Source organism: Paenibacillus sp. FSL R5-192 (genome assembly GCF_000517845.1).
Taxonomy (GTDB): domain Bacteria; phylum Bacillota; class Bacilli; order Paenibacillales; family Paenibacillaceae; genus Paenibacillus; species Paenibacillus amylolyticus.
On record NZ_ASPR01000043.1, the window covers coordinates 225,165 to 245,900 of the forward strand.

General features: G+C 47.7%; 15 protein-coding genes. All 15 read right to left on the minus strand.

Annotation, left to right across the window (positions count from 1 at the left end; all coding sequences use genetic code 11):
- Window positions 1-45: 45 nt before the first annotated feature.
- The 15 genes from C161_RS21235 to C161_RS21305 all read right to left on the minus strand — a co-directional run bounded on the left by C161_RS21235 (window position 46) and on the right by C161_RS21305 (window position 20,674).
- Window positions 46-525: a hypothetical protein gene (locus C161_RS21235; RefSeq protein WP_036606221.1), complete on the minus strand. Its 480-nt coding sequence runs from the start codon at window positions 523-525 to the stop codon at window positions 46-48.
- 15 nt (window positions 526-540) lie between these two features.
- Complete coding sequence (locus tag C161_RS31655; RefSeq protein WP_051446972.1) at window positions 541-1,716, minus strand: WXG100 family type VII secretion target; 1,176 nt, start codon at window positions 1,714-1,716, stop codon at window positions 541-543.
- A gap of 256 nt (window positions 1,717-1,972) precedes the next feature.
- A complete protein-coding gene (locus C161_RS21245) occupies window positions 1,973-2,257 on the minus strand; it encodes a DUF4183 domain-containing protein (RefSeq protein WP_036606220.1) in 285 nt (94 codons plus the stop codon).
- Window positions 2,258-2,339: 82 nt separating this feature from the next.
- On the minus strand, window positions 2,340-3,278 hold the full coding sequence (locus tag C161_RS31660; RefSeq protein WP_162158946.1) for a DUF4183 domain-containing protein: 939 nt from the start codon (window positions 3,276-3,278) through the stop codon (window positions 2,340-2,342).
- Between the two features lie 407 nt (window positions 3,279-3,685).
- The gene (locus tag C161_RS21255; RefSeq protein WP_036606219.1) at window positions 3,686-4,066 is read right to left on the minus strand and encodes a hypothetical protein; all 381 of its coding nucleotides are present in this window, start codon (window positions 4,064-4,066) and stop codon (window positions 3,686-3,688) included.
- Window positions 4,067-4,504: 438 nt separating this feature from the next.
- Window positions 4,505-4,978, minus strand: a complete 474-nt coding sequence (locus tag C161_RS31665; RefSeq protein WP_051446970.1) for a DUF4362 domain-containing protein — start codon at window positions 4,976-4,978, stop codon at window positions 4,505-4,507.
- Window positions 4,979-5,178: 200 nt separating this feature from the next.
- On the minus strand, window positions 5,179-8,661 hold the full coding sequence (locus C161_RS21265) for a glycoside hydrolase family 2 TIM barrel-domain containing protein (protein ID WP_036606218.1): 3,483 nt from the start codon (window positions 8,659-8,661) through the stop codon (window positions 5,179-5,181).
- Between the two features lie 256 nt (window positions 8,662-8,917).
- Entirely contained in the window at window positions 8,918-9,925 is a 1,008-nt protein-coding gene (locus C161_RS21270) for a restriction endonuclease (protein WP_036606217.1), read from the minus strand.
- Between the two features lie 210 nt (window positions 9,926-10,135).
- Window positions 10,136-11,983 (minus strand): IucA/IucC family protein, encoded by a 1,848-nt coding sequence (locus tag C161_RS21275; RefSeq protein WP_036606216.1) that lies wholly within the window; start codon window positions 11,981-11,983, stop codon window positions 10,136-10,138.
- Window positions 11,943-13,370 (minus strand): type III PLP-dependent enzyme, encoded by a 1,428-nt coding sequence (locus tag C161_RS21280; RefSeq protein ID WP_051446969.1) that lies wholly within the window; start codon window positions 13,368-13,370, stop codon window positions 11,943-11,945. Before C161_RS21280 ends, C161_RS21275 begins: the two co-directional genes overlap by 41 nt.
- Window positions 13,367-14,143 (minus strand): HpcH/HpaI aldolase family protein, encoded by a 777-nt coding sequence (locus C161_RS21285; RefSeq protein ID WP_036606215.1) that lies wholly within the window; start codon window positions 14,141-14,143, stop codon window positions 13,367-13,369. Before C161_RS21285 ends, C161_RS21280 begins: the two co-directional genes overlap by 4 nt.
- The gene (locus C161_RS21290) at window positions 14,140-16,152 is read right to left on the minus strand and encodes an IucA/IucC family protein (RefSeq protein WP_036606214.1); all 2,013 of its coding nucleotides are present in this window, start codon (window positions 16,150-16,152) and stop codon (window positions 14,140-14,142) included. Before C161_RS21290 ends, C161_RS21285 begins: the two co-directional genes overlap by 4 nt.
- On the minus strand, window positions 16,127-17,914 hold the full coding sequence (locus C161_RS21295; RefSeq protein ID WP_235193880.1) for an IucA/IucC family protein: 1,788 nt from the start codon (window positions 17,912-17,914) through the stop codon (window positions 16,127-16,129). The genes C161_RS21290 and C161_RS21295 overlap by 26 nt, the downstream gene beginning before the upstream one ends.
- Window positions 17,892-19,325: an MFS transporter gene (locus C161_RS21300; protein ID WP_076319376.1), complete on the minus strand. Its 1,434-nt coding sequence runs from the start codon at window positions 19,323-19,325 to the stop codon at window positions 17,892-17,894. The genes C161_RS21295 and C161_RS21300 overlap by 23 nt, the downstream gene beginning before the upstream one ends.
- On the minus strand, window positions 19,319-20,674 hold the full coding sequence (locus C161_RS21305; protein WP_036672588.1) for a diaminobutyrate--2-oxoglutarate transaminase: 1,356 nt from the start codon (window positions 20,672-20,674) through the stop codon (window positions 19,319-19,321). Before C161_RS21305 ends, C161_RS21300 begins: the two co-directional genes overlap by 7 nt.
- Window positions 20,675-20,736: the final 62 nt, after the last annotated feature.

The following is a 20,736-nucleotide window of genomic DNA, read 5'->3' on the forward strand; positions in this document are numbered from 1 at the left end:
CACTGTATCACTTAGAATTATAAGTTAGTATGACAGTCTTCTCTCTTAAATTGAAAATAAGGTTATCATCTTATCTTTAATAAAGATTGATAAGTAATCGCTTGTTTTTTGAGTTTGAATATCAGCACAAAGGCTAGTTATCTCCTTTTGAAGTACCAAAAGCGCGGCTGGAATAACAAAAATGTTCATTTTCTTTATATTCAGACCCTCATCATCAGTTTCAATCTCAATTCTCTTTATATCGTCATCAGCACGCAAAATATCACCTAGACAATAGACAATCTTGTCTTCTCTAGCCTCCTTAACCACTTTTTCTCCTAATAACCCTAAGAGAACTTGATAATTCGGGTCTCCGTCTTTAAATATATTAATTAACTCAATGATTAGGTCATTCAGAGAAATATTTCTTAATTTCTCTTCCATCCTCTCTCTTGAATCATCTAGAAACCACGATTCGAGGTCCACTGGTGTATCGTCTATTATCCCGGGAACATAGGGCTTAGTGTAAAGAAAATCTTTATTCATTGTTTAACCTACCTTTTAATGTTTTTTATATTCCCCACCTATTTTTTTAGCAACTCTGTCAAATAGCATATCCCACACTGCATCTTTATTACCAGTTTTGAAATATTCTTGTGCTTTTAGATCACTTCTTAGCTCTTTTTGAATATTAGCGAATATAATTCCTATGTCTTCTGCATTTTCTTTCCAACCTTCTGCCCCTCGTTTCATACTCAAATTAGTACCATTTGGAGAAACAGCTCTTATCTCAGCCATATTAAAATCTATTGCAGTGGCTATATCTTCAAGACTGAAAGGCCCGTTAGTTGGATGGTTATGAGTAAATACCGTATCTTTAGCTACATCTTTATGGTTACTTATATTTATAGACTTTTCAGTACCAACAACCGTTTCTCCTATTAAATTACCATTCTTATCAAAAAATTGCCCGTGTTCCAAGGGTTTATTTCGAATTTGATCCTCAAACTTATTAACAGATTCTAAATAATGAGTTCTACCCGTCCTGTCGTTTCCTTTCTCCTTATTCGACTCAGGCTTGCCTCCGCCCGACCCAATGTCGTCCTTTGAACGAAATGCTTTGCCAAACAAAACATACGCCAGGGCCTGTCCCGTCATCGCCCCACCGTAATACCCTGCACCATTCTCATCGATCTGCTTCTTCTGTTCTTCTACAAATTGCTCTATATCTGACCTCGCCGTTCCCGTACCCCAAGCGGTATCCCATGCAAACTGAATGCCACGCCCAACGTCTACAACTTTGCCCACTGTCATGGCATATGCCACACTGCTTAATGTACTGAACGGGTTATCGAAGAGAGCTTCTGCCGTCTGGCCCATTCCCGTTACTGTTTCTCCTACTGATTTATCAAGCAGCCCTACAGCGAAATTTCGCTTTAGTTCTTCTGGAATGTACAGTGCAACCTCACCTGAGCCGTCTGTTGTTCTGAAGTTCATTGCTATAAACGTAAACTCTTTCTGGATTTCGTCCAACAGTCCGAGTGTAGTCGGGAACACTTCTTTCACCTGCATAAAATCCCAAAAGAATCGCTCTCCTGTCACACCAGACCAATCGGACTGCAACATATAGATCGATTTTTCCAGTTCCCAGACCATTCGCTCCAGTTCCTGTTTCTTCTGTTGGACCAACCGGGCCTTTTCCTCTAATAGATCGGGATGTACCTCGATTCGCTGCATTTCCTTATCACCCGCCAACCTGACCTTAGTTTATGTACCTAAATTTTAACAAGTGGGAAGGAAGATTGGAATCAAACGGAAGGATCATTTCCTCAGAGGTTATCCGGTAGTTGGGCAACATCCTTGGGTAACTATTTTTGCACATTAATGCATGGATGAATGCCGTTGAGTCGACTGGGTATCTTGTACAAAAAGAACGACTTCTATTACAGATAGAAGTCGCACAAGATAACAATACAGCATGATTAAATCTTCTTTAAGACACTACAAATTGTACGACAATTGGAGTCCCATCATTTAATGCATCTCCTCCGGGAATTGTAATTGTAGTCGTCGTAGCCGAGGATGTATCTGCTGTTTGCATAAGGCCATTAATATAAAGATTGTAGTAGTTGTAGGTGCCTGGAAATGCGGTTGCAGCTACACCAGCGTCGTTTGTAAAAGCAGTCGCAGCAATGGCAAACGTTGCCCCAGTGCCGGTCCCATCACCAATGGTTGCAACAAATCTTAAACTGTTCTGAAATGGTGTCACAAGTGGCATGTTTCTCACCTCCTACCTAACATAGTATATGTGGTAGGTTTGGGAGTAGTGAAGGCAAAGGAACCAGCAACTAAATCCAATTTTAACCATTTATAATATTGGCTGTTATTATAATTATCTCGATAGTGATAGGTGTCCCTGCAAAGATCACACCGTTTTGTGACGAAAAAAACAACCTCTCTGCACTTACACTGTATGAGTTTCCTGGTTGGACAATCCCGTTTATATAAAGATTGTTGAAACTAGTAAGTCCAACCCCGGCAAATTCGGTTATGCTGTCGCCATCGTCATTTGTGAATTCTGTGGCAGGAATTACAACCGATGCCGACAAATCCAGATCGGTGTCCGGAAAATAGAAGTAACGGTTTGCCGTAGGAATGATTTCAATTCCGGGTACGGTGCCCGGCGGACCTTGCTCGCCTGGGGGACCCGTTGGTCCTTGGACTCCGGGAGTTCCCGGTTGACCTGGCTCACCCTGAGGACCTGCGGGACCCTGCGCTCCGGGAAGTCCTGCTTGACCCGGTTCACCTTGAGGCCCTGCGGGACCTTGCGCCCCGGGAACTCCGGGTTGACCCGATTCACCTTGAGGGCCTGCGGGGCCTTGCGCTCCGGGAACTCCCCGTTGACCCGATTCACCCTGAGGACCTGCCGGGCCTTGCGCTCCCCGAACTCCCGGTTGACCCAGCCCGCCGTGAGGACCAACAGGACCCTGCGCTCCGGGAACCCCCGATTGACCCAGCTCACCCTGAGGGCCTGCAGGACCCTGCGCTCCGGGAAGCCCCACTTGACCCGGTTCACCCTGAGGACCAACCGGGCCTTGCGCTCCGGGAACCCCCGTTTGACCCGGCTCGCCGTGAGATCCGGCGGGGCCTTGGACACCTGCCACACCTTGCGTTCCAGGGAGACTCACAGTCCCCAATTCATGTTGTCTCAACGGAGCGAGCAGGGGGCCGGGCTCACAACATACCGGGTTGCTGCCTCCCCCTCTCGGTAATGCAATGACTTTTTTGTCACGGGCCATTTTCTGTGATCTTAATGGACGCTTCGGTGAGCAGCGCTTTTTCCGATAAGACCTACGGATAATATGGCATCTCTTTCGTTTTCCCAAGTGTTTGTTTCTGCATTTCGACGTAGAACGACTGGGCCTTAATTTGTTGAGGGTGGCTGTCCTCTTGTTCAGATACTTCAAAATGGTCATCTCCTTAGGCCAAGGCACACAGTATATATGCCCTATACTATGTCCTTAGCACATTCGGAGAGTGTGCGAATAACTATGAGGGAAGCCCAATAAAAAAGACAAGAGTCCTGCTATAGTTGTCCTTTGCCTTGCCAGCACGGCTTCATTGTCTCCTCAGTAGGACCTCACAGATCATATTTTATGTTTAACTCAGACGATCCATCAGGATCAAACTTTTTTTCAGTAGACTCTTACCTCTCCTTAAAATGCTGAACGATCTCTTTCGGTTCCTGCGTCTCCAATGTAATCTGGCCTTTCTCGAATAGGATCATGTACGGATATGATTTCAGACCAAAAATCTTCTCATAATTAAACTTATTCTCATCACGGAAATTATAAAAGGTTACGTTAGTTATTGGGCCTTCTGCCCTCAAATTCTCGTTATTCACTTCATTTAATTGCGTCTGTAACTCAACAATAAATGGTCGCTCCGAAGGTCGGTCGGTAAATACAATGAGTGATGCATCATTTCGTTGATTTTGCGTTAGATAATCAATGGCCTTCTCTCTATTGTTCTGACTACATCCTGTTAATAGGAGTATCAAAATACATAACACCCAAAGCCTCTTCATTTATATAACCACCCAAAATATGATATAATTGGTTATTAACTATTAAATTCACTTCATTAAAAAATCTATTCGCTGAAAGGAAGATGCACATTGAACAAAAGGAATATCATCATCTTTATCATTATTGCTCTTATCATATTGATACTTCAACTTGTGCTTTATTTTTCTGTAACTAATAAAGAAGAATCCACACTTCCCGATTCTAACATCCCACTTCAAACCAAAACCGTAGATGAGCTTACCATCTCACTGCGTAATGCAAACTAACCTATACAGATCATGAAGTGCACTTGGGTTATGAGATTCAGGGTGGTGGACAGTCAATGCTTTGTACAGATAAAATCTCGATTTTTCACCTTTCAAATAGCAACAAAAACCTGCATAGCCAGCCTCGGCTTCACAGTTTTTATTAAGAATTTGCATGTGGATACATCTCATTTACAACTTAGGCAACCAAAAGGGGTTCTCTTCCTTCTCACACCCGGTTAACACGTAAAAAATATGTCCCTGCTCACTCTTCATCGTACCGATCCCTTTGCAGGTGTCTGTCTTCATTCCCTGTTTGGAGCCATAGGCATCCCTTGAGTTATCGTAAGTCGATTGAATAGCTGTACCATCATAGATCAATTCCTGGATAATGGGCCCACCTTCAATGGTATACATCGTTACACGAACCTGATCCTGCTGTTTTTTCTTCACATTTTTCATAAATGTGTCCCACTTATCTTCGTTCCGTATGCCTCCATGAAGCACAACCACATCGCCGCTTTGCTCCGCTTGCTCTGGATTATGAGGCTCAATAATTTCTGGGAATGATTTCGTGATTACTGGAGAATCCGTTGTTGGATCATTTGCCTGACAGGCAGTTAACAGCATTAAAGCTAACGATAGGATAAGCATACTTTTTCTCATTCCATCACCTCATGTATGAAACGCTTCAATCTTATCCTTTGTTGCATGATTATGCTTAATTTGTCATTTATCTGTAACTCCCTCGTTGTCCCGAACGTACTCTCACACCTACATACAAGAAAAACCCTTCACGCAAGCGATTCAGATCCACGTTCCCATGAACCGATGCCTGCTTGAAGGGTTTTATATTTCCATCACATTTATTTCTCGAATCGGAACCAGCCAAAGTCAAACTGACTGCCTGGCAGGAAGATAAAGCTTACTTTCTGCTCACCTTTCACCTGTTCAAGCTCAAACACCCGCTCCTCATATCCACCCGACTGGGTGAACTCAACCAACTGGTTGCTCTGTCCGTCCGCACCTGCAAAACGAATATGAATGGTATTTTTATCAATCGGCGAATGACCGTAGATCACGAGCTTGGATGTGCCTTCTGCCGTAAAGTCCATGTTTTCAAACTCCAGCGATACATTGTTCCCGATACCTTCTACTCTGTCGCCCTCAATTTTGAACGTATCTCCGTAGAGATGATCACAGGATGCAGCCGCATTCTGTTCAAAGGCCCGACTCTGACGTTCGAAGGAAAATCCTTTAATATGAATCTTCTGCTTCAGCACAAAACAGATCGACGTGATCCCGCTAAGACGTTTGGATAATTGGTACGTCTCTTCCTGGTACACATTCCAAATGGACTCTTTGTCATAAACCACATCTGCGATCATCGTACTTCCTTCTTCATCCGGCATACCTTCCCAGATCTGAATGAAGTAGTCCTCAGTGGATAGCGTGAAAATAGGAATCGTTATGGTATCGGAGCCGTACGGTCCGAAGTCAATATTACGGAAGCCTACATGCGTCTCTCCATCCCGACTTGTCGCTACCCCGCGCTCATTACCGTTACCTACCTCACCTTTGGTGTAATCGTACAGTCCGCCCGTGATGAAGCCGTATGGATCTTTGTAGGCTGTGCCGAGACCGTCCGCCTTGAACTCCAGCTGGGAGATGAGTTTCGTTTTATCCGTACCATTGGTACTGGTTGCGCGAAGCCGGAACTCCCCGTCACCTATAGCCGATACCTTCACCGCATGTTGATGCTCACCGTTATCGCCCGTTTCTGCTTGAACAGCTTCCACTTTGGCAATGTTGGATTCAATTCCTGCATCGTTCACAACAGCCCACTCTATGTCGCGGTAGGAGGTGTTCTCCGGATACAGCTTGGCGGTTACGACCAGCTCCGGGTTGGACGGATCGAGCAACTGTCCTGCACTACTGATGATCTCGATTTTCCGCAAAGGAATCTCCTGAGCATTTCCCGTAAGCACCGGACGTTCTTCATTGTTCATGAAGACAGGTTGTACTTGTTTCACGTCATTAAGTTCAGCCGTCACAACTAGAGATTCAAATTCAGCCGTTGCTCCTTCCAACCCTTCGGAAGAAACTTCAATCCGTACCGTTCCAGCTTCATTTGTCGCTCCGATGATGGCCATCAGTTTACCGCTGAACAGTCTTCTGCTCAATCCTTTGTATGGATCATAGTCCGTGCTGTCCCCGTTATCCAGACCCAGCAATCTTCCTGCACCCGTCACCTGAACTTGTACGCGGTTGTTTGCATTGTGAACTGGATTACCCGTTTCATCTTCAACATCAATTTCTACAAAAATCAGGTCTGTGCCATTCGCTTGTAACTGCTCCCGATCCGCTTGAAGACGAATTTTCTTCGCATCCGTATAGGATCTTTGTGCATCGGTTGCAATGATTTGACCGTTCTCATCGTAAGCGATCGCTTTCAGCTCGCCCTCTTCATAAGGCACTTTCCACCAGCCCGACAACTGTGTTCCATTGGCATGATCAATATCGTACGTACCAATGGTTTTACCATTAAGTTGCAGCTCAATCTTCGGCGCGTTGCTGCACACGCGTACATCAATGATTTGCCCCGGGCTGAAATCCCAGTAAGGGAACAGGTGAACCATCGGACTTTTCTTATAATCCGTCCAAGCCGCTTGGTAGATATAATAAGAGTCTTTCGGGAACGTTGCCGTATCCAACTGTCCAAAATACGAATTCTTCGTATGATACGGTGTCGGTTCTCCAATATAATCGAATCCAGTCCACAGGAACTGTCCCAGTGAATACGGTGTATCCCGTTCTGCCAAGATGCAGTATTCTGCCGACTTCGCGCCCCAGCTGGTCGTACTGTTACCCAAAGCCGAGCACTGCTCGTCGTCATCTGCCAGAATCGGCTGTTCGAACGGGAAGTGATAAATGCCCCGACTCTGCACCACAGAAGACGTCTCACTACCATAGATGATCCAGTCCGGATGTTCTTCATGATGTTTGTCGTAATATTTTTCCGCGTAGTTGTAACCTGCCAGTTTCACGATATCTGCGCATTTTTGTGCATTTTCCCAAGGCATATAGTTCGAACCAATCGTCACGCCAGCATTACCTTTTGGATCAAATTCCAGCACATAGTCCATTAACATGCGAGTTACTTCCTGTCCACGCTCATCCGCATGGGTATCGTAAATTTCGTTCCCGATACTCCACATGATCAGACTGGCATGGTTACGGTCACGCTTCACCCAACTCTTCACATCCGTATGCACCCACTCCGGGAAAAATCTCGCATAATCGTATGGCGTTTTGGCACGTTCCCACATATCAAAGGCTTCAGACACAACCAGCATACCCATCTCATCCGCGAGTTCCATGAACTCTTTGGCAGGCATATTATGCGCGGTGCGGATAGCGTTAACGCCCATTTCTTTGAGCAAAACGAATCTTCTGCGCAGTGCCGTCAGGTTAAACGCAGCCCCCAGCGCCCCGAGATCATGGTGTTCACACACACCGTTCAGCTTCATCTTGACCCCGTTCAGGTGGAACCCTTCATTGGCATCCAGCTTGATATCCCGGAATCCAATACCCTGTGATACCGATTCAACTGTCCTATGTTCCTGATCATCCGAGATCAATCGCAACTCTGTCACCAGTTCATACAGATGCGGTGCATCTGGGCTCCACAGGTTTGGATTCTCCACTATGATCTGTTGGCTATCTGTCGATGCGGCCGCATTCTCATCCACCGAAGCCGTAACATTCGCTTGGCTGGATGCCACCACCTGACCTTCATACCGGATCGTATGCATCAGTTCTGCTTGCTGATTCTGTTCCAGGTTCAGCTCCGTATCCACTTCCACCTGCCAGCCATCCGTCTGTTGCTTGATGGATACATAGATCCCATCCGTAACAATATGGTTGCGGTCTCTTTTTTTCAGCCACACATGGCGATAGATTCCGGCCCCGGAATACCATCTGCTGTTCGGGCTCTGATGCACCACTTTGACCACAATCTCATTGTCGCCTTCCACCAGTGCATTCGTGATCTCATGTTCAAAAGCAGAATATCCATACTTCCACTCCCCAACCAGCTGCCCGTTCACATACACCGAAGAGTCCATGTATACGCCATCAAAACAAAGCAAAAGTTGCTGCTCATCCTTCGTGTAATGGAACGTCTTGCGGTACCATCCAATGCTGTCCTCATACAGTTCAAGCGTATTATATATCAGCCAATCATGGGGAAGCTCCACAGGTTCATACACCAGACCCTCAGGTTCCGTAACGTCCAGCTTGCTTTTCGCAAATTGCCATCCATCATTAAATAGTCTCTTCTGATTCATGTTAGTTTCTCACTTTCTTGAAGTAAATTATGATTGCGATTACAACAGTAAATGTCGCTTTCTCCGAAAACCTTTTCGGTAATACACAAGTATGACTATAACACATAACCCGATTATACCATCAGTCTCTTTCCTGTAACTCCTTTTCATAAGATTTTTAGCCATAATGATGAACGTTTTATTCCCTCCAAGCATTGTAACTTTCGATGACAACAAGCCAAAAAGGCAACCCGTCAACCGGGTCACCTTCTCTGTTCTATAAAGGCCAATATATCTTCTTTAGGGGCATTAATGATTTAGCCTCTGAATCAAATGCATCATAATGCTGATTAATCAGCTCTACCAGAAGATCTGCATCTACCAAAGAAACTGGAATGTTAGAACGTTCTGCTTCATACTTAGCCTCTCTGGTGAATCCCCCAGTTGAAACATAAACTCCTTGATCACCGGGTCTTAACCCTCCGATAAAACTTCGAATCTCATTGGATCCCATCGCGTTTTTCCTATGTTTAACTTCCACCATAATTCTAGGCTGTTGCAGCCCCAAACCATCTGGTGATGCAATAATATCTCTTCCGCGATCAGGTCCTTTTACAGATATTCTTGTTTTGTATCCCATGCCTCTTAAGACACCAGCTACCAGACTCTGCATTTCTTCCCAATCTAAATGATTGAATTTGTCCTTTATAAATTCATGTGCTCTCTCAATTACATCCTCTTTAATCGCGTCTAGTTCCGCCTGCTCTTTTTCTGTTTCTTCTGGATGTAGATCAAGGGGTTCAGATCTTTTGGATTTCAAAAAGTGAGTAAGTTCCTTCACTGTTTCAGGCTGTAATGCAAAAAGTGTAATCTTCGATCCTAAGGTACTGCGTGTATTTGCAGTTAAAACATCCCGATCTACTTGTCCCGTCCACGTCACCTTTCTATAATGTTTTTTGTCTGAGATCATACCTTCACCGTACTGATAATCGGAAATGATTTCTCCAATTAGATACTCGCGTGTTTGAGGGTCATATGTAACTACCAGATCTCCTACTTTCATATCATTAGCAAATCTGAATAACTGACCTGCTGTAATATTTACTTTACCATCCTTATAATCAGGATACTCGTTACGAAGTCTTTTCTTTACATCGTCGGTATGTCTTACTTGTGTCAATGAACCTACTTCATTCCAACCAATAGCTATCACTTGTGTTTCTTTAAACTCTTCAAAGAGGTAGGCACTCTCACCGGCTCTAATGAACCAATTATTTTTACTCATAAGTTCCTCCATAACTTGCTTATTTCTAACTTAATTAGAAGTTTCGGCATGGAAATGACATTCCCTGCATGAAGACTGTATATAGTTCAGTAATTTATTACACTTCGAACTGCATGATTATTGTTAACCAAATCTAAAAGGTGACTTGAATTATCTCAAGTCACCTCTTCTTTGAATATGTCTTATGCACCTTTAAACTCACCTAAATCTCTATCCCTTGTAAAAAGGGTTCCACCCTATGCCTTTGCCCGATGGCATCGCGCCAGGCACTCCGTCTGCTTCAAGCAGCGGACGGACAACTAACTTCACGGGCCACTCCCTGCTCTCGAATATCGCATGAGCGAGCGCGGCCCGGTCGGATTCGGGAAGCTGCACATGTTGCAGCGCTTCCTTCCAAGCCTGCTCCGTGATCTCCCATAACTTCGTTTCGGGAATGTGATACACCTCGCTAAGTGCATCCATGATCGCAGCCAGATTCACCTGCGTCCCCAAAGACTGCACATAAAAGATCAGCTTCTGGATCGTCTCGTTATACAGGCTGTTCGAGTAGCCAGGTCGAATCTGGTAGGCAGGGTCTGCAATGCCATGTTTGTCCAGATAAGGCTGATGCAAACGCACCGAATCATGATCGCGGAACAATAGACCTTTTACCTCATTATCCTTCAACACCAGACAGCAGTTCTGACCATGAATCTCGGGTACAACGCCCACCTTGAACAGACGCATCACGATGTCATAAAACGTCGTAGCTATGCCGGCATAAAAGTCGAGAACATTCGTGCTGCTCAGATGATCCCCCAGAATGTCCTTTAATAGATGATGCCCTTCCAGATTCACACCGAGTGCGGCCATTGGAATGACTCTGTAGGCTTCATTAAGCAATTCAGTGGGATACACACGAATCTGTGCAGCCAGATGGCGGGGATGATCATCGAACAGTCCCATGGATTCCGGCATGAAGCCCCACCAGTTCTGCTCTTCGCACATATACACCTTGTCCTTCAACGTCTCGTCACAAGCAACGGCCTGTCGTAGCATCCGTTCACCAGCAAGACCATTCAGAAGTTTGACCACCGGAAGATAACGAGCAGCCCCCAACGACAGCACACTAACCGGTAGCTTGAGCATTAGGGTGGATTCAGTTGACGGAGCCATCGAGCGCAGAGAGGATGTGGCCTGTACGTCGCCCACTTCTATGTCCAATACGATAATGCTACCCTCTTCGATCTCTCCCGTGAAGCGAGGCAGAATCACATGCTGCAATTGCCATGGATGAACAGGCATCGGCAGATATTCGTACAACGTAATCCCTTTTCGGGCAAACTCGGCTTCCATCACTCCGCGCTGAACATCGTCTAACACATCCAAAATGGACAATCCATCTTCACACCCTTGCTGCACGGCATCCAGCCGTATAGCCACCCAGCGCAGCGAAATCGCCTTCCCGAATTCTGCTGCATACCGAGTTACATCTTCTGCGTTGAATCCCACCTTGGCTTTGGACGATGGGTGAAATGGACGATCCCGCAATGCCGCAACGCGCTCACCTTTGATAAACCATTCATACGCAGAAGCCGGGACATTAGCGGACAGATACTGGACTTGTTCCCAGCCCAAAGCATACTGCTCCACAGCAATGTCCAGACTAACCAGGAATTCCGCCACCCCAGGCTGCGCATAGGCCTTATCCGACAAAGCCCTCTGTAACACCGCACGTCCAACTTCTGTCGGAGTATCAAGGAGAACCCAGCTTCCATCAGTTTTCTCCTCGTAGATCGGTGAACCCTGAACCCACTGAGTCCCCTGTCTTACTCCTGTTTCAACCAGACACAGCACGCCTTGAGTGTGCAATCTATAGCGAGAAGCTACATTCTGATTATGCTCTTCGCTGTCATATCCCTTGTACAATCGACGGAACGGTGCAGGTGCTTCGGCAAAATCAATGAATGGGTGATCCTTCATTGGAAGCAATTGCTCCGCCAAGAAAGAATTCATCAGATCCGCCATAATCCGGCGTTCAGCGGCTTGCAGACTGGAACGCTTCATCATTGTTGACATGATTATTGTCCTCCGTTAGATAATGGAATGCCGGGTGCGGATGCCCCAGAAAATCATGATGCGAGATGGTCCAGCAATAAGCCCCTGACTTTTCAAACAAAACAATATCTCCCACGCGCAGCAGTGCTACCTCCGCATCAGAATGCATGCGATCCTTGGGTGTGCATAGCTCACCTACGATATGGACTCGACGATCTCTTACCTCTGGCCGGGCAAACGAGTGTTTCCAACGATCCGTTGCCATAATCTGAAACGGGTGGTTATGCCCCCATGAAGCAGGCAGACGATTGTGGTGCGTACCTCCCCTTAACACGGCAAAATACTGATCATGAGAAGTTTTGATATCCGTAACCTCTGCTGCGTAATACCCGTGGTCTGCCACCAGCAGTCGACCCGATTCAAAATACAGCTGGCCTCCGCGTGAAACAAGGCGCTGTCTGGCTTCACTTTGCTCCAACAGGGAAGTGAATAATGGCCAGTCAAATCCGGGGCTGCCATCATACGTAACACCGAACCCACCTCCTGCATTCACCACTTCCACAGGAAGATCATACTGTTGCTGCCACTGTTCCACCTTTTGCAAATACAACTCGATCATCTCGGCGTGCAGCCTTGCATCCATATTGTTGGACAAGGAGTGAAAATGGAACCCGCTTAACCGAACCACACCCGCGCCTTCCACACGAATGAGTTCAATGGCTTCTTCCACCACCTCTTCATCGATTCCAAAAGGACTCGGCCCACCGCCCATGACAATCTTCGTCCGAGGTAACGTACTGCTCCGCAGATTGATTCGAAGAAGAATGCGAACCTCCTGCGCTAGACCCTGTTGTTGTTTATGTTTCGGCTCATGTTCCTGCTTCTGTCCTTGATCCTGTTTTTGCTTCTGCTCTTGCATCAGTTCCTCGCCGTATGCTTGCGTATATCTCTGCTCCGGCTTCAGTTCCCACTCTTGCTTCTGCCTGCTCCCCTGCACCTGCTCCTGCTCCATCGCTCTCTCTTTCGCAATCGCAATAATGCGCCGCAGCTCCAGCAAACTTTCCACATGAATGTAACTCACGCCATTCTCGATGGCTAGCCTCAGTTCGCTCTCCTTTTTACCCGGACCTCCAAACAGAATCGGAACCTCGCGACTTACCGCTCTAACCTTGAGTAGCTCTCCAATCGAAGCCACTTCAAATCCCTTCACCAATGGAAGCAACGCCTCAATGATGCGCAGATCTGGATTCGCCTTGATGGCGTAGAACAATCCTGTGTTTCCGGGCATACAGCCTAACATCTGACGTACCTGTTGCTGAATGCCAGCCAGATCGTATACATACGCACATACCGGATCTTCCATCCCTCGTTGCAGTTCATCTATCGCATGCCATACACTAGCTTTCATATCTGCCCACCCGCATTCTTGTAGTCATTCCGTTTTTGGGCAAATGCTCGAAACGCCGTATTCCGATCATCACCAAGCACGTATATATGTACTCCCCGCTCAGCCCAGAGCGACATATCATCCACACCTCTGGTGACCGTTGCATAAGGTACTTCGCACTGTTGGGCGGTAGCATGTAATTCATCCAGCGCACGTCTCACATCCGGGTGCTCCGTCTGCCATGGCACACCGAGGGATTGCGACAGATCCGCCGCGCCTTCCAATACAAAGCTCACCTGAGCGTGAGACAGAATCTGTGCACTTTGCCGCACGCCCTCCGCACTTTCGATCATGGGTACAACCATCACTTGTTCATTAGCTTCCTCGATATATCCCGTGAGCGGATATTTTCCGAATACACCGGGACGACCACTATTCAAGCTCCGCATACCAACCGGATGATAGTAGGCGTGACGAACCGCTTCCTCCACCTGCTCCAGTTGCTCGACATGCGGAATGACGATGCCTTGAGCGCCACAGTCCAGCACTTTAAGAATCTCCGCTCGCTCTACCTTCGAAATTCGAACCAACGGGGTTAGGCCGACCAGTTCCGCCGCCCTGATCAACTCTTCCACCGATTCCATCGATGTTGCGGCATGTTCCAGATCAATAATGACAAAATCATATTCCGCATGTCCGATCATCTCGACGATCACCGGGTGTGGTATGGATACAAAAAGGCCGTATACGGGCTGTTTGCGTGCAATTTTTTCCTTCAGCGTGTTAATCCTCATTCGACGATTCCCTTTAATTCGGGTGTTCCATTTGATTCAAGTACATCCTTTGATATCTTGAGCGGATTGCTCGCTTTGCGGAAATATAACTCTCCATCCCCATACAGACGGCGCTTGGTCATCTCTTCGATCAGTGCATCTTCGGCAAAAAGGTCAAATGCAACGAACCGTTCCGTGTACTCCGGGTGCTGCTTCTGATAATCCACAATTACACCTGCGCACAGCTGCCAGAGCGCTTCCTCCGACAGACCAAACTTCTCCAAAGCCAGCGCAATATCCGTCATACAGATAAAAAAGAATGCGTCATACGTATAGTCACGAACTTCCGACACATCTCCCGCATAGATGAAGGAATACCGATTGAACTTGCGATGGGTTTCAGGCTCGGGGTTCAGCTTCGGTGCCCGTTCCGGATACATCAGTTGATCCGGTACGTAGCGGACACCATCATGCAGATCCTTGATAATGATTCGTTTGGGCAGATCATCTTCCAGTACCAAAATGATATTCTGGGCATGAGATTCCAGCGCAATCCCGTGTGCATAGAGCAGATGGATAATCGGCAATGTAACTGTGCGAACAAGGGCCTCACTCCACTTTTCCACACCATGTCGCTCTACAGCATCTTGGATAAATGGAACACCATCCGGCTGCACCAACATCAATGCATTCAGAGGCCATGCGGTCTCGCCTTCCTTAAGATGAACCGATACATTCTCCCGCCAGATGGCACCGAGTGTACCGTAGGCACGTCCATACTGGGTTGCAGGCAACTGCTCATAACGGAACGACAATCCCATGATTTCTTTTAAAATGCCAAACTGCGCCTGCTGCAACAGCTCATCTTCACGAACAAGTTCATCCAGCCAATCGCTGATCAGCGGTGCGTTCTGGGTCGTATGCTGTGCCAGAATACGTGTGCTCGACGTGTTGGTGATGCTAAGGGCCAGCTTGATGTAAGGGGCTTCCGGATTCACCCGATTCGACAGCGAACGGATCGACTGCTGCGCACGATAGGGCGAAGACGATGGACCAAGATACACGATGTCTCCATCCATCAGTTGACGGGCATATACCGATTCCAACTGGTGCTCCCACTGCCACGGATGAACCGGAATGAACACATATGAATCATCAGTGCCAGAACCTATTCCTATGCCAACCTTGCTGTCTTCCCTACCCGAGCTACGGACTGTTTCGCCTTTTTCACGAACTCCCCCATGAAGCTTCGCTTGGATTGTCTCTCCAACGCTCTCACCAACCTCGGCACTGCTCCCAAGCTGATCTGCACTCGCCACATATGCGTTAAGGTTCTCACCCATGTCCGTTCGACCTTGTTGTTGCAGAATCTGTTGAAATCGCTGCATATCCTCTGCGGTCAGATGTTGCCCTACCAGTTTTTCAGAGCTATACCCTGCGGATACAGCGGTCTGAGCAAATTCTTTTTTCACAGCAACCCAGACTAATGCAACCTTTGAGTTAAATTCAGGGCCATAAGCCAGATTGTCTTTCAAAGAAAATCCCAGCCTCGACTTATAGCTCGGGTGGTACAGATGACCGTCGGTCATGTGACTTTCGAGCGCATCATAATGCCGATCTTCATTCGGAATGTTCAAGGGTAATATTGCCCGGCACTGGCTGTCCTTTGCCATCGTTTCGAGTAGTTCCTGGATAAAAGCCGTCACATTTGCACACTTCAAAGCGTTCAGCACAATTTCCTCCAAAAACAGATCCAGATCGGTGCACGGTACGCCTTCTCTTTGGATCGAACCCTTCTTCACTTTCACCCGGCCAAATGAAAACTTTCGCTCCGCTTCACATGTGTACGCCACAGAATGACCGGAAGATGTAAGTCCCTCGGTTCGCCATTCGCTCCCACTTACATGACTGTCCAGAATGCCTTCGAACCACATTGCCTCCAGTGTCTGCCGCATGATCCGTTCCTGTACACCCACGTAGACTGCTTCTGTCCTGCCGCCTGCTTCAGCCCTGTATCCCACGACTCCCATGCACTTCACTCCCTATTCGTTTCATTACATTGCTCACCGGCACGTAATCCGGGGTCTGGCTAATCCCTCTTACACAACTCACCAAGTTTTGTTTGGCCAGAAATGCATCCGTCATCAGCAGATGTTGCACATATGCATTGCCCGTTCGTTCCAGTTCCTCCACAAGTACCCCACGTACCTGCTTCCAGAAATGCTCCTCCGGGACGTTCACATCTCGCGCCATGGCATGAATCAAAGACCCCAGATGATTGACGATAAAATAGTACGATGTCCGCGCCCAGGCTTTCTCTCGCGAATAAAATAATAAATCCGACGCAGCACGATCCTGCTCACTTATAAGTTCCTCATCCACACTGACCCCTTCCAGATCGCGGACGATAAAATCAACAGGCAACCCATCCTTTAAGGTCACAAGGGTATTCTGCAAATGAGCTTCAAAATGAATACCTTTCTCTCCCGCAGCCCGTACAATCGGCAGCAGCGAACATTTCAGATAACGTTCCAGCCAACGCTCGGCAATGTCACGTCCACCACCCAGCATCGCCATCAGTCTCGACCGCATCCCGGGAAGCGGTGCTTCAACCAGACTGGATAAGACATACGTATTCTCAACATCAAACTCAATGGGCCGATAAGCTATCGTAAACAGACTGGTTAACTCTTCATCTTCAAAAGCACAAGTCGCTACGCCTGTCTCATACGCAATATGCGTGTTCGGTTCAGCACCGAAGCAGTCATGCTGCCTGACGTACTTGGAGGCATCCAGTGTTCTGCGCATCTGCTCAGCACTGTTAGTGCGAATCATGTTGGTGATCTGCATATTCAGTGACAGCTTGATATTGCAGTTCCATCCGGGAACATAGACCGTACGGACCGAAGAAGTTGGATAGACGATAGGCCCCGCACTACCGAGTAGGATTAATTTTTCATCTCGAATATAGTGCTGTACCTCGGACAATCGTGATATGTATGCGTATTGCCATGGATGGACAGGCAGCAGCCCATACATTTCACTCTTTTCTTTTAAAATAGGCTCCACATGGCTCCACAGGAGGTCCTGCAAATCCATTGCCGCCTCGTCATCGACCCATTCCTGCACGTAGACATCCTGCCTCACGGCGATATAACAGAGTTGAAATGATGTCCGTAACTCCGGACTGTACTTCTGCACATCATCCTCGCTGAAGCCTTTGGAGTTCTTCGGAAACGGATGGAACGGATGACCATACAACAGTGACTGTTCAGATGTGCGATAGTCATGGATGTCGAGACCGGCCGCTTGTTCGATATACAACGTAAGGTTACCGACACTGTTATCTACCTTTTGTGCAAAATCTTTGGCATACGTCGCATCTACACGATTCGTATTCTCGCCCTTTGGATGTGCACTATCCACCTCAAGTGAACGCTTCATTTCCATCACACTTTTCATCATTCCATGTTGAACCGAACTCGCTCCCTGTTCCCCATTCCCGCTTAGCTCAGATGTGATCCAGCGAACCAGGTCGCGATAATGCACGGTTTCCCCGCCAGATTCCATGCTGATGTATTCATGCTCCCCCATGGCAGAGTAATAAGACAAGCGTCCTGTCACCTTCACCCTACTAGCTTGAAAAGTAACAGTGTACGACAGCGTGTTCGGATTGATCCGAATATCGCTTTCCTTCTCTAGCGCAAGCTCACGGATGTAACAGTTCAACAGCAGTTTGCACGAATGTTCATGGGCCTGCTGCTCAGCCTCAGACCGGAGCTTGTTTTCCATCTCGAACAATGATGCCAACCTTCTTTCGGGTTATAAGTAAGACCAGGGGAAGTGTAAGCAGTATGGCGCAGCCAAGTCCGATACAGATCTCTTTGAGTGCTCCCCATTTTGCCATCTCCATGGACGTTCCTGCCCCGGCAAGCCATTGCCAACGCATATCGTAATACAGGGTCAAGCCCATCACCGCAAACGAAGAAGCCAGACGCTCAATCGTGGTTGATAACACCGACCCTTCGTGCATGTCTTCGTCTGCTAATGCTTGCAGACCAATCGCAGAGATGCTCATACCTGACAGGCCAACGCCAATTCCCCGGCATGCCATGAGCATCCCTATGATCCAGATCGATGCTCCCAGGGGCAGAACCGCAAACGACAAGATCGATATCGACACCAGCAACGTCCCCCATGCGATAAAATGTATGGACCGACCGCGATCCAGCAAGCTGCCGCCAATCCACATGAACAGACTTGTACAGATCGATAAGGGAATGAACAGTGCACCGGACAGGGCCGGTGACAGGTGGAAGACGTCCTGGAACAATAGTGGCAATGCAAAGATCACGCCAAACATGACACAATCCTGAATGGTCGAGATCAGCACGGTCAGCGGAAAGACGGCATTACGCCGCAGCAACTGGTACCGGATCAGCGGTTCCTTGCGACCGTTCTCTGTCTGGACAAAACGAATGAGCAGCACCACACCGAGCGCAATCAGCATCCATGGTACCCATACTGCCACGACAGGACTTGCGTACAACTGTACCCCCAGACTAAGGGCACCTACAGCGCAGATCAGCATCATGACACTGGTTGGATGCCATTTTTTCCTACGAGCAGGGATATAGGTCTGAATGACTCGACCGCACCCGATCAACGAGAATATAGCCAGTGGCACGTTAAGCCAGAACAACATTTCAAGCCGTCCATACTGAATGATGAAGCCCCCCAGTGTTGGTCCGGCAGCCGGAGCGAGCATAAGCAGCAAGCCCCACGCTCCGGTAATTCGCCCTCGTACCTCCGGTCCGTATACATCAAACAACAGCACAAGTGATAACGGAATCATCAGCCCCGCGGCAACGCCATGCATGAAACGAACCAGCAAGAGTACTTCAATAGAGTGATAAAACAACGCACCTGCCACCGAGAACAGTCCATAGATGCTGATGCCCAACATATACGTCTGCTTACGCCCCAGTCGGTCTACAATCAGGGAAGCCAGCGGCATTGTTAACGTCATAGCCAGCATGTACAAGGCAATGATCCATCCGCCTGCTGTCGTAGAGATCTGATAATATTGCACAAAATAAGGCAGCAGCAGGTTAAATGCACTGTTGGTCAGTACCAGCGAAAAGGCACCGATCAGAATCGCGAGTAATACTGCATGCCTCTTCATCAGGGAAAGCTTCAGCATGCGGCTGTTGCTAAGGCAATCGCTTCAGCTACCGATTTCTCAAAGATCGCAAGGATTGCACCCGATTCTTGCTCCGTAATATTCAGCGGCGGCAGAAAACGAACAACAGCTGAATGACGCCCGCCCAGTTCTACAATTAATCCATTCTTGAAACATTCGCGCTGAATAGACTCAGCCAGCGCACCATTAGGCAGATAATGTCCCAGACGATCCTTCCGTCCTGTTGGATCCACCACTTCAACGCCGATCATCAGTCCTCTGCCTCGCACGTCACCAATCTCTGCATACCGCTCTTTCATTGCATTCAGTTGATTCATGAACTGCTCACTGCGCAGATGTACGTTGTGTAAAACATCCTGTTCCCGAATATAACGAAGTGTCGCAAGTCCCGCTGCCATGGCGAGCTGATTGCCACGGAACGTGCCTGTATGTGCACCAGGTTGCCATTTGTCCAGCTCTTCTTTGTAGATGACAACAGACATCGGCAAACTTCCGCCAACTGCTTTGGAGCAGACAATTGCATCGGGTATGATTCCGGCATGTTCAAATGAAAACATCCGGCCTGTCCGTCCAATGCCTGTCTGCACTTCGTCGATGATGAGCGGAATATTTCGCTCTGCTGTGATTCGACGCAGCTCCCTCAGCCATTCAATGTCTGCCGGAATCGCCCCGCCTTCGCCCTGAACCGTCTCCACAATGACTCCGCACGGTGCGGCAATCCCACTCTCGCAATCATCGAGCAAGTTCTCGATATACTGTGCACTTAACCGGGCCGTCATGCCTTCACCAACACCAAATGGGCAGCGGTATTCATAAGGAAACGGCAGGAAATGTACATCGGGCAGCAGGCTTTGCAGATGTTGTTTCTTGCTCAGGTTGCCACTCATCGACATCGTCGCTTGGGTCGAACCGTGATAACCTCCCTGAAAGGCAAGAATAGACTTGCCACCTGTTGCATGTTTGACCAGCTTAATGGCTGCTTCTACGGCATCCGCTCCGGTTGGACCACAGAACTGGATTTTGGCTTTGTCTCGCATCTCTGCCGGAAGAATGGAGAATAGTTCTTGCATATATGAAAGCTTCAGCGGTGTTGCCAGATCCAGTGTATGAAGAGGAATCTGCTGATCCAGAACATCGCGAATGGCGTTGACCACCGTGTCATGGTTATGCCCCAGCGCCAATGTTCCTGCCCCAGCCAGGCAGTCGTAGAATACGCGGCCTTCCGTATCGGTAATCTTCACCCCATGGGCCTTGTTAATGACAAGCGGGAAATGTCTCGGGTACGATCTTGCATTGGATTCCTTCTCATTTTGCATCTTCAGATATTCCGTCTGCACCTCTACTGACATAGCCCTCTAACGCTCCTTATAATCGATTCAGGCTGAACCTGCTGCCTGTGATTCTTGTTCTA

Coding starts and splice junctions, on each gene's coding strand:
- C161_RS31655 (WP_051446972.1), bottom strand. CDS start 1,716: ATGCAGCGAATCGAGGTACATCCCGATCTATTAGAGGAAAAGGCCCGG.
- C161_RS31660 (WP_162158946.1), bottom strand. CDS start 3,278: ATGGCCCGTGACAAAAAAGTCATTGCATTACCGAGAGGGGGAGGCAGC.
- C161_RS21245 (WP_036606220.1), bottom strand. CDS start 2,257: ATGCCACTTGTGACACCATTTCAGAACAGTTTAAGATTTGTTGCAACC.
- C161_RS21290 (WP_036606214.1), bottom strand. CDS start 16,152: ATGGGAGTCGTGGGATACAGGGCTGAAGCAGGCGGCAGGACAGAAGCA.
- C161_RS21280 (WP_051446969.1), bottom strand. CDS start 13,370: ATGAAAGCTAGTGTATGGCATGCGATAGATGAACTGCAACGAGGGATG.
- C161_RS21285 (WP_036606215.1), bottom strand. CDS start 14,143: ATGAGGATTAACACGCTGAAGGAAAAAATTGCACGCAAACAGCCCGTA.
- C161_RS21270 (WP_036606217.1), bottom strand. CDS start 9,925: ATGAGTAAAAATAATTGGTTCATTAGAGCCGGTGAGAGTGCCTACCTC.
- C161_RS31665 (WP_051446970.1), bottom strand. CDS start 4,978: ATGAGAAAAAGTATGCTTATCCTATCGTTAGCTTTAATGCTGTTAACT.
- C161_RS21295 (WP_235193880.1), bottom strand. CDS start 17,914: ATGGAAAACAAGCTCCGGTCTGAGGCTGAGCAGCAGGCCCATGAACAT.
- C161_RS21300 (WP_076319376.1), bottom strand. CDS start 19,325: ATGCTGAAGCTTTCCCTGATGAAGAGGCATGCAGTATTACTCGCGATT.
- C161_RS21235 (WP_036606221.1), bottom strand. CDS start 525: ATGAATAAAGATTTTCTTTACACTAAGCCCTATGTTCCCGGGATAATA.
- C161_RS21305 (WP_036672588.1), bottom strand. CDS start 20,674: ATGTCAGTAGAGGTGCAGACGGAATATCTGAAGATGCAAAATGAGAAG.
- C161_RS21265 (WP_036606218.1), bottom strand. CDS start 8,661: ATGAATCAGAAGAGACTATTTAATGATGGATGGCAATTTGCGAAAAGC.
- C161_RS21275 (WP_036606216.1), bottom strand. CDS start 11,983: ATGTCAACAATGATGAAGCGTTCCAGTCTGCAAGCCGCTGAACGCCGG.
- C161_RS21255 (WP_036606219.1), bottom strand. CDS start 4,066: ATGAAGAGGCTTTGGGTGTTATGTATTTTGATACTCCTATTAACAGGA.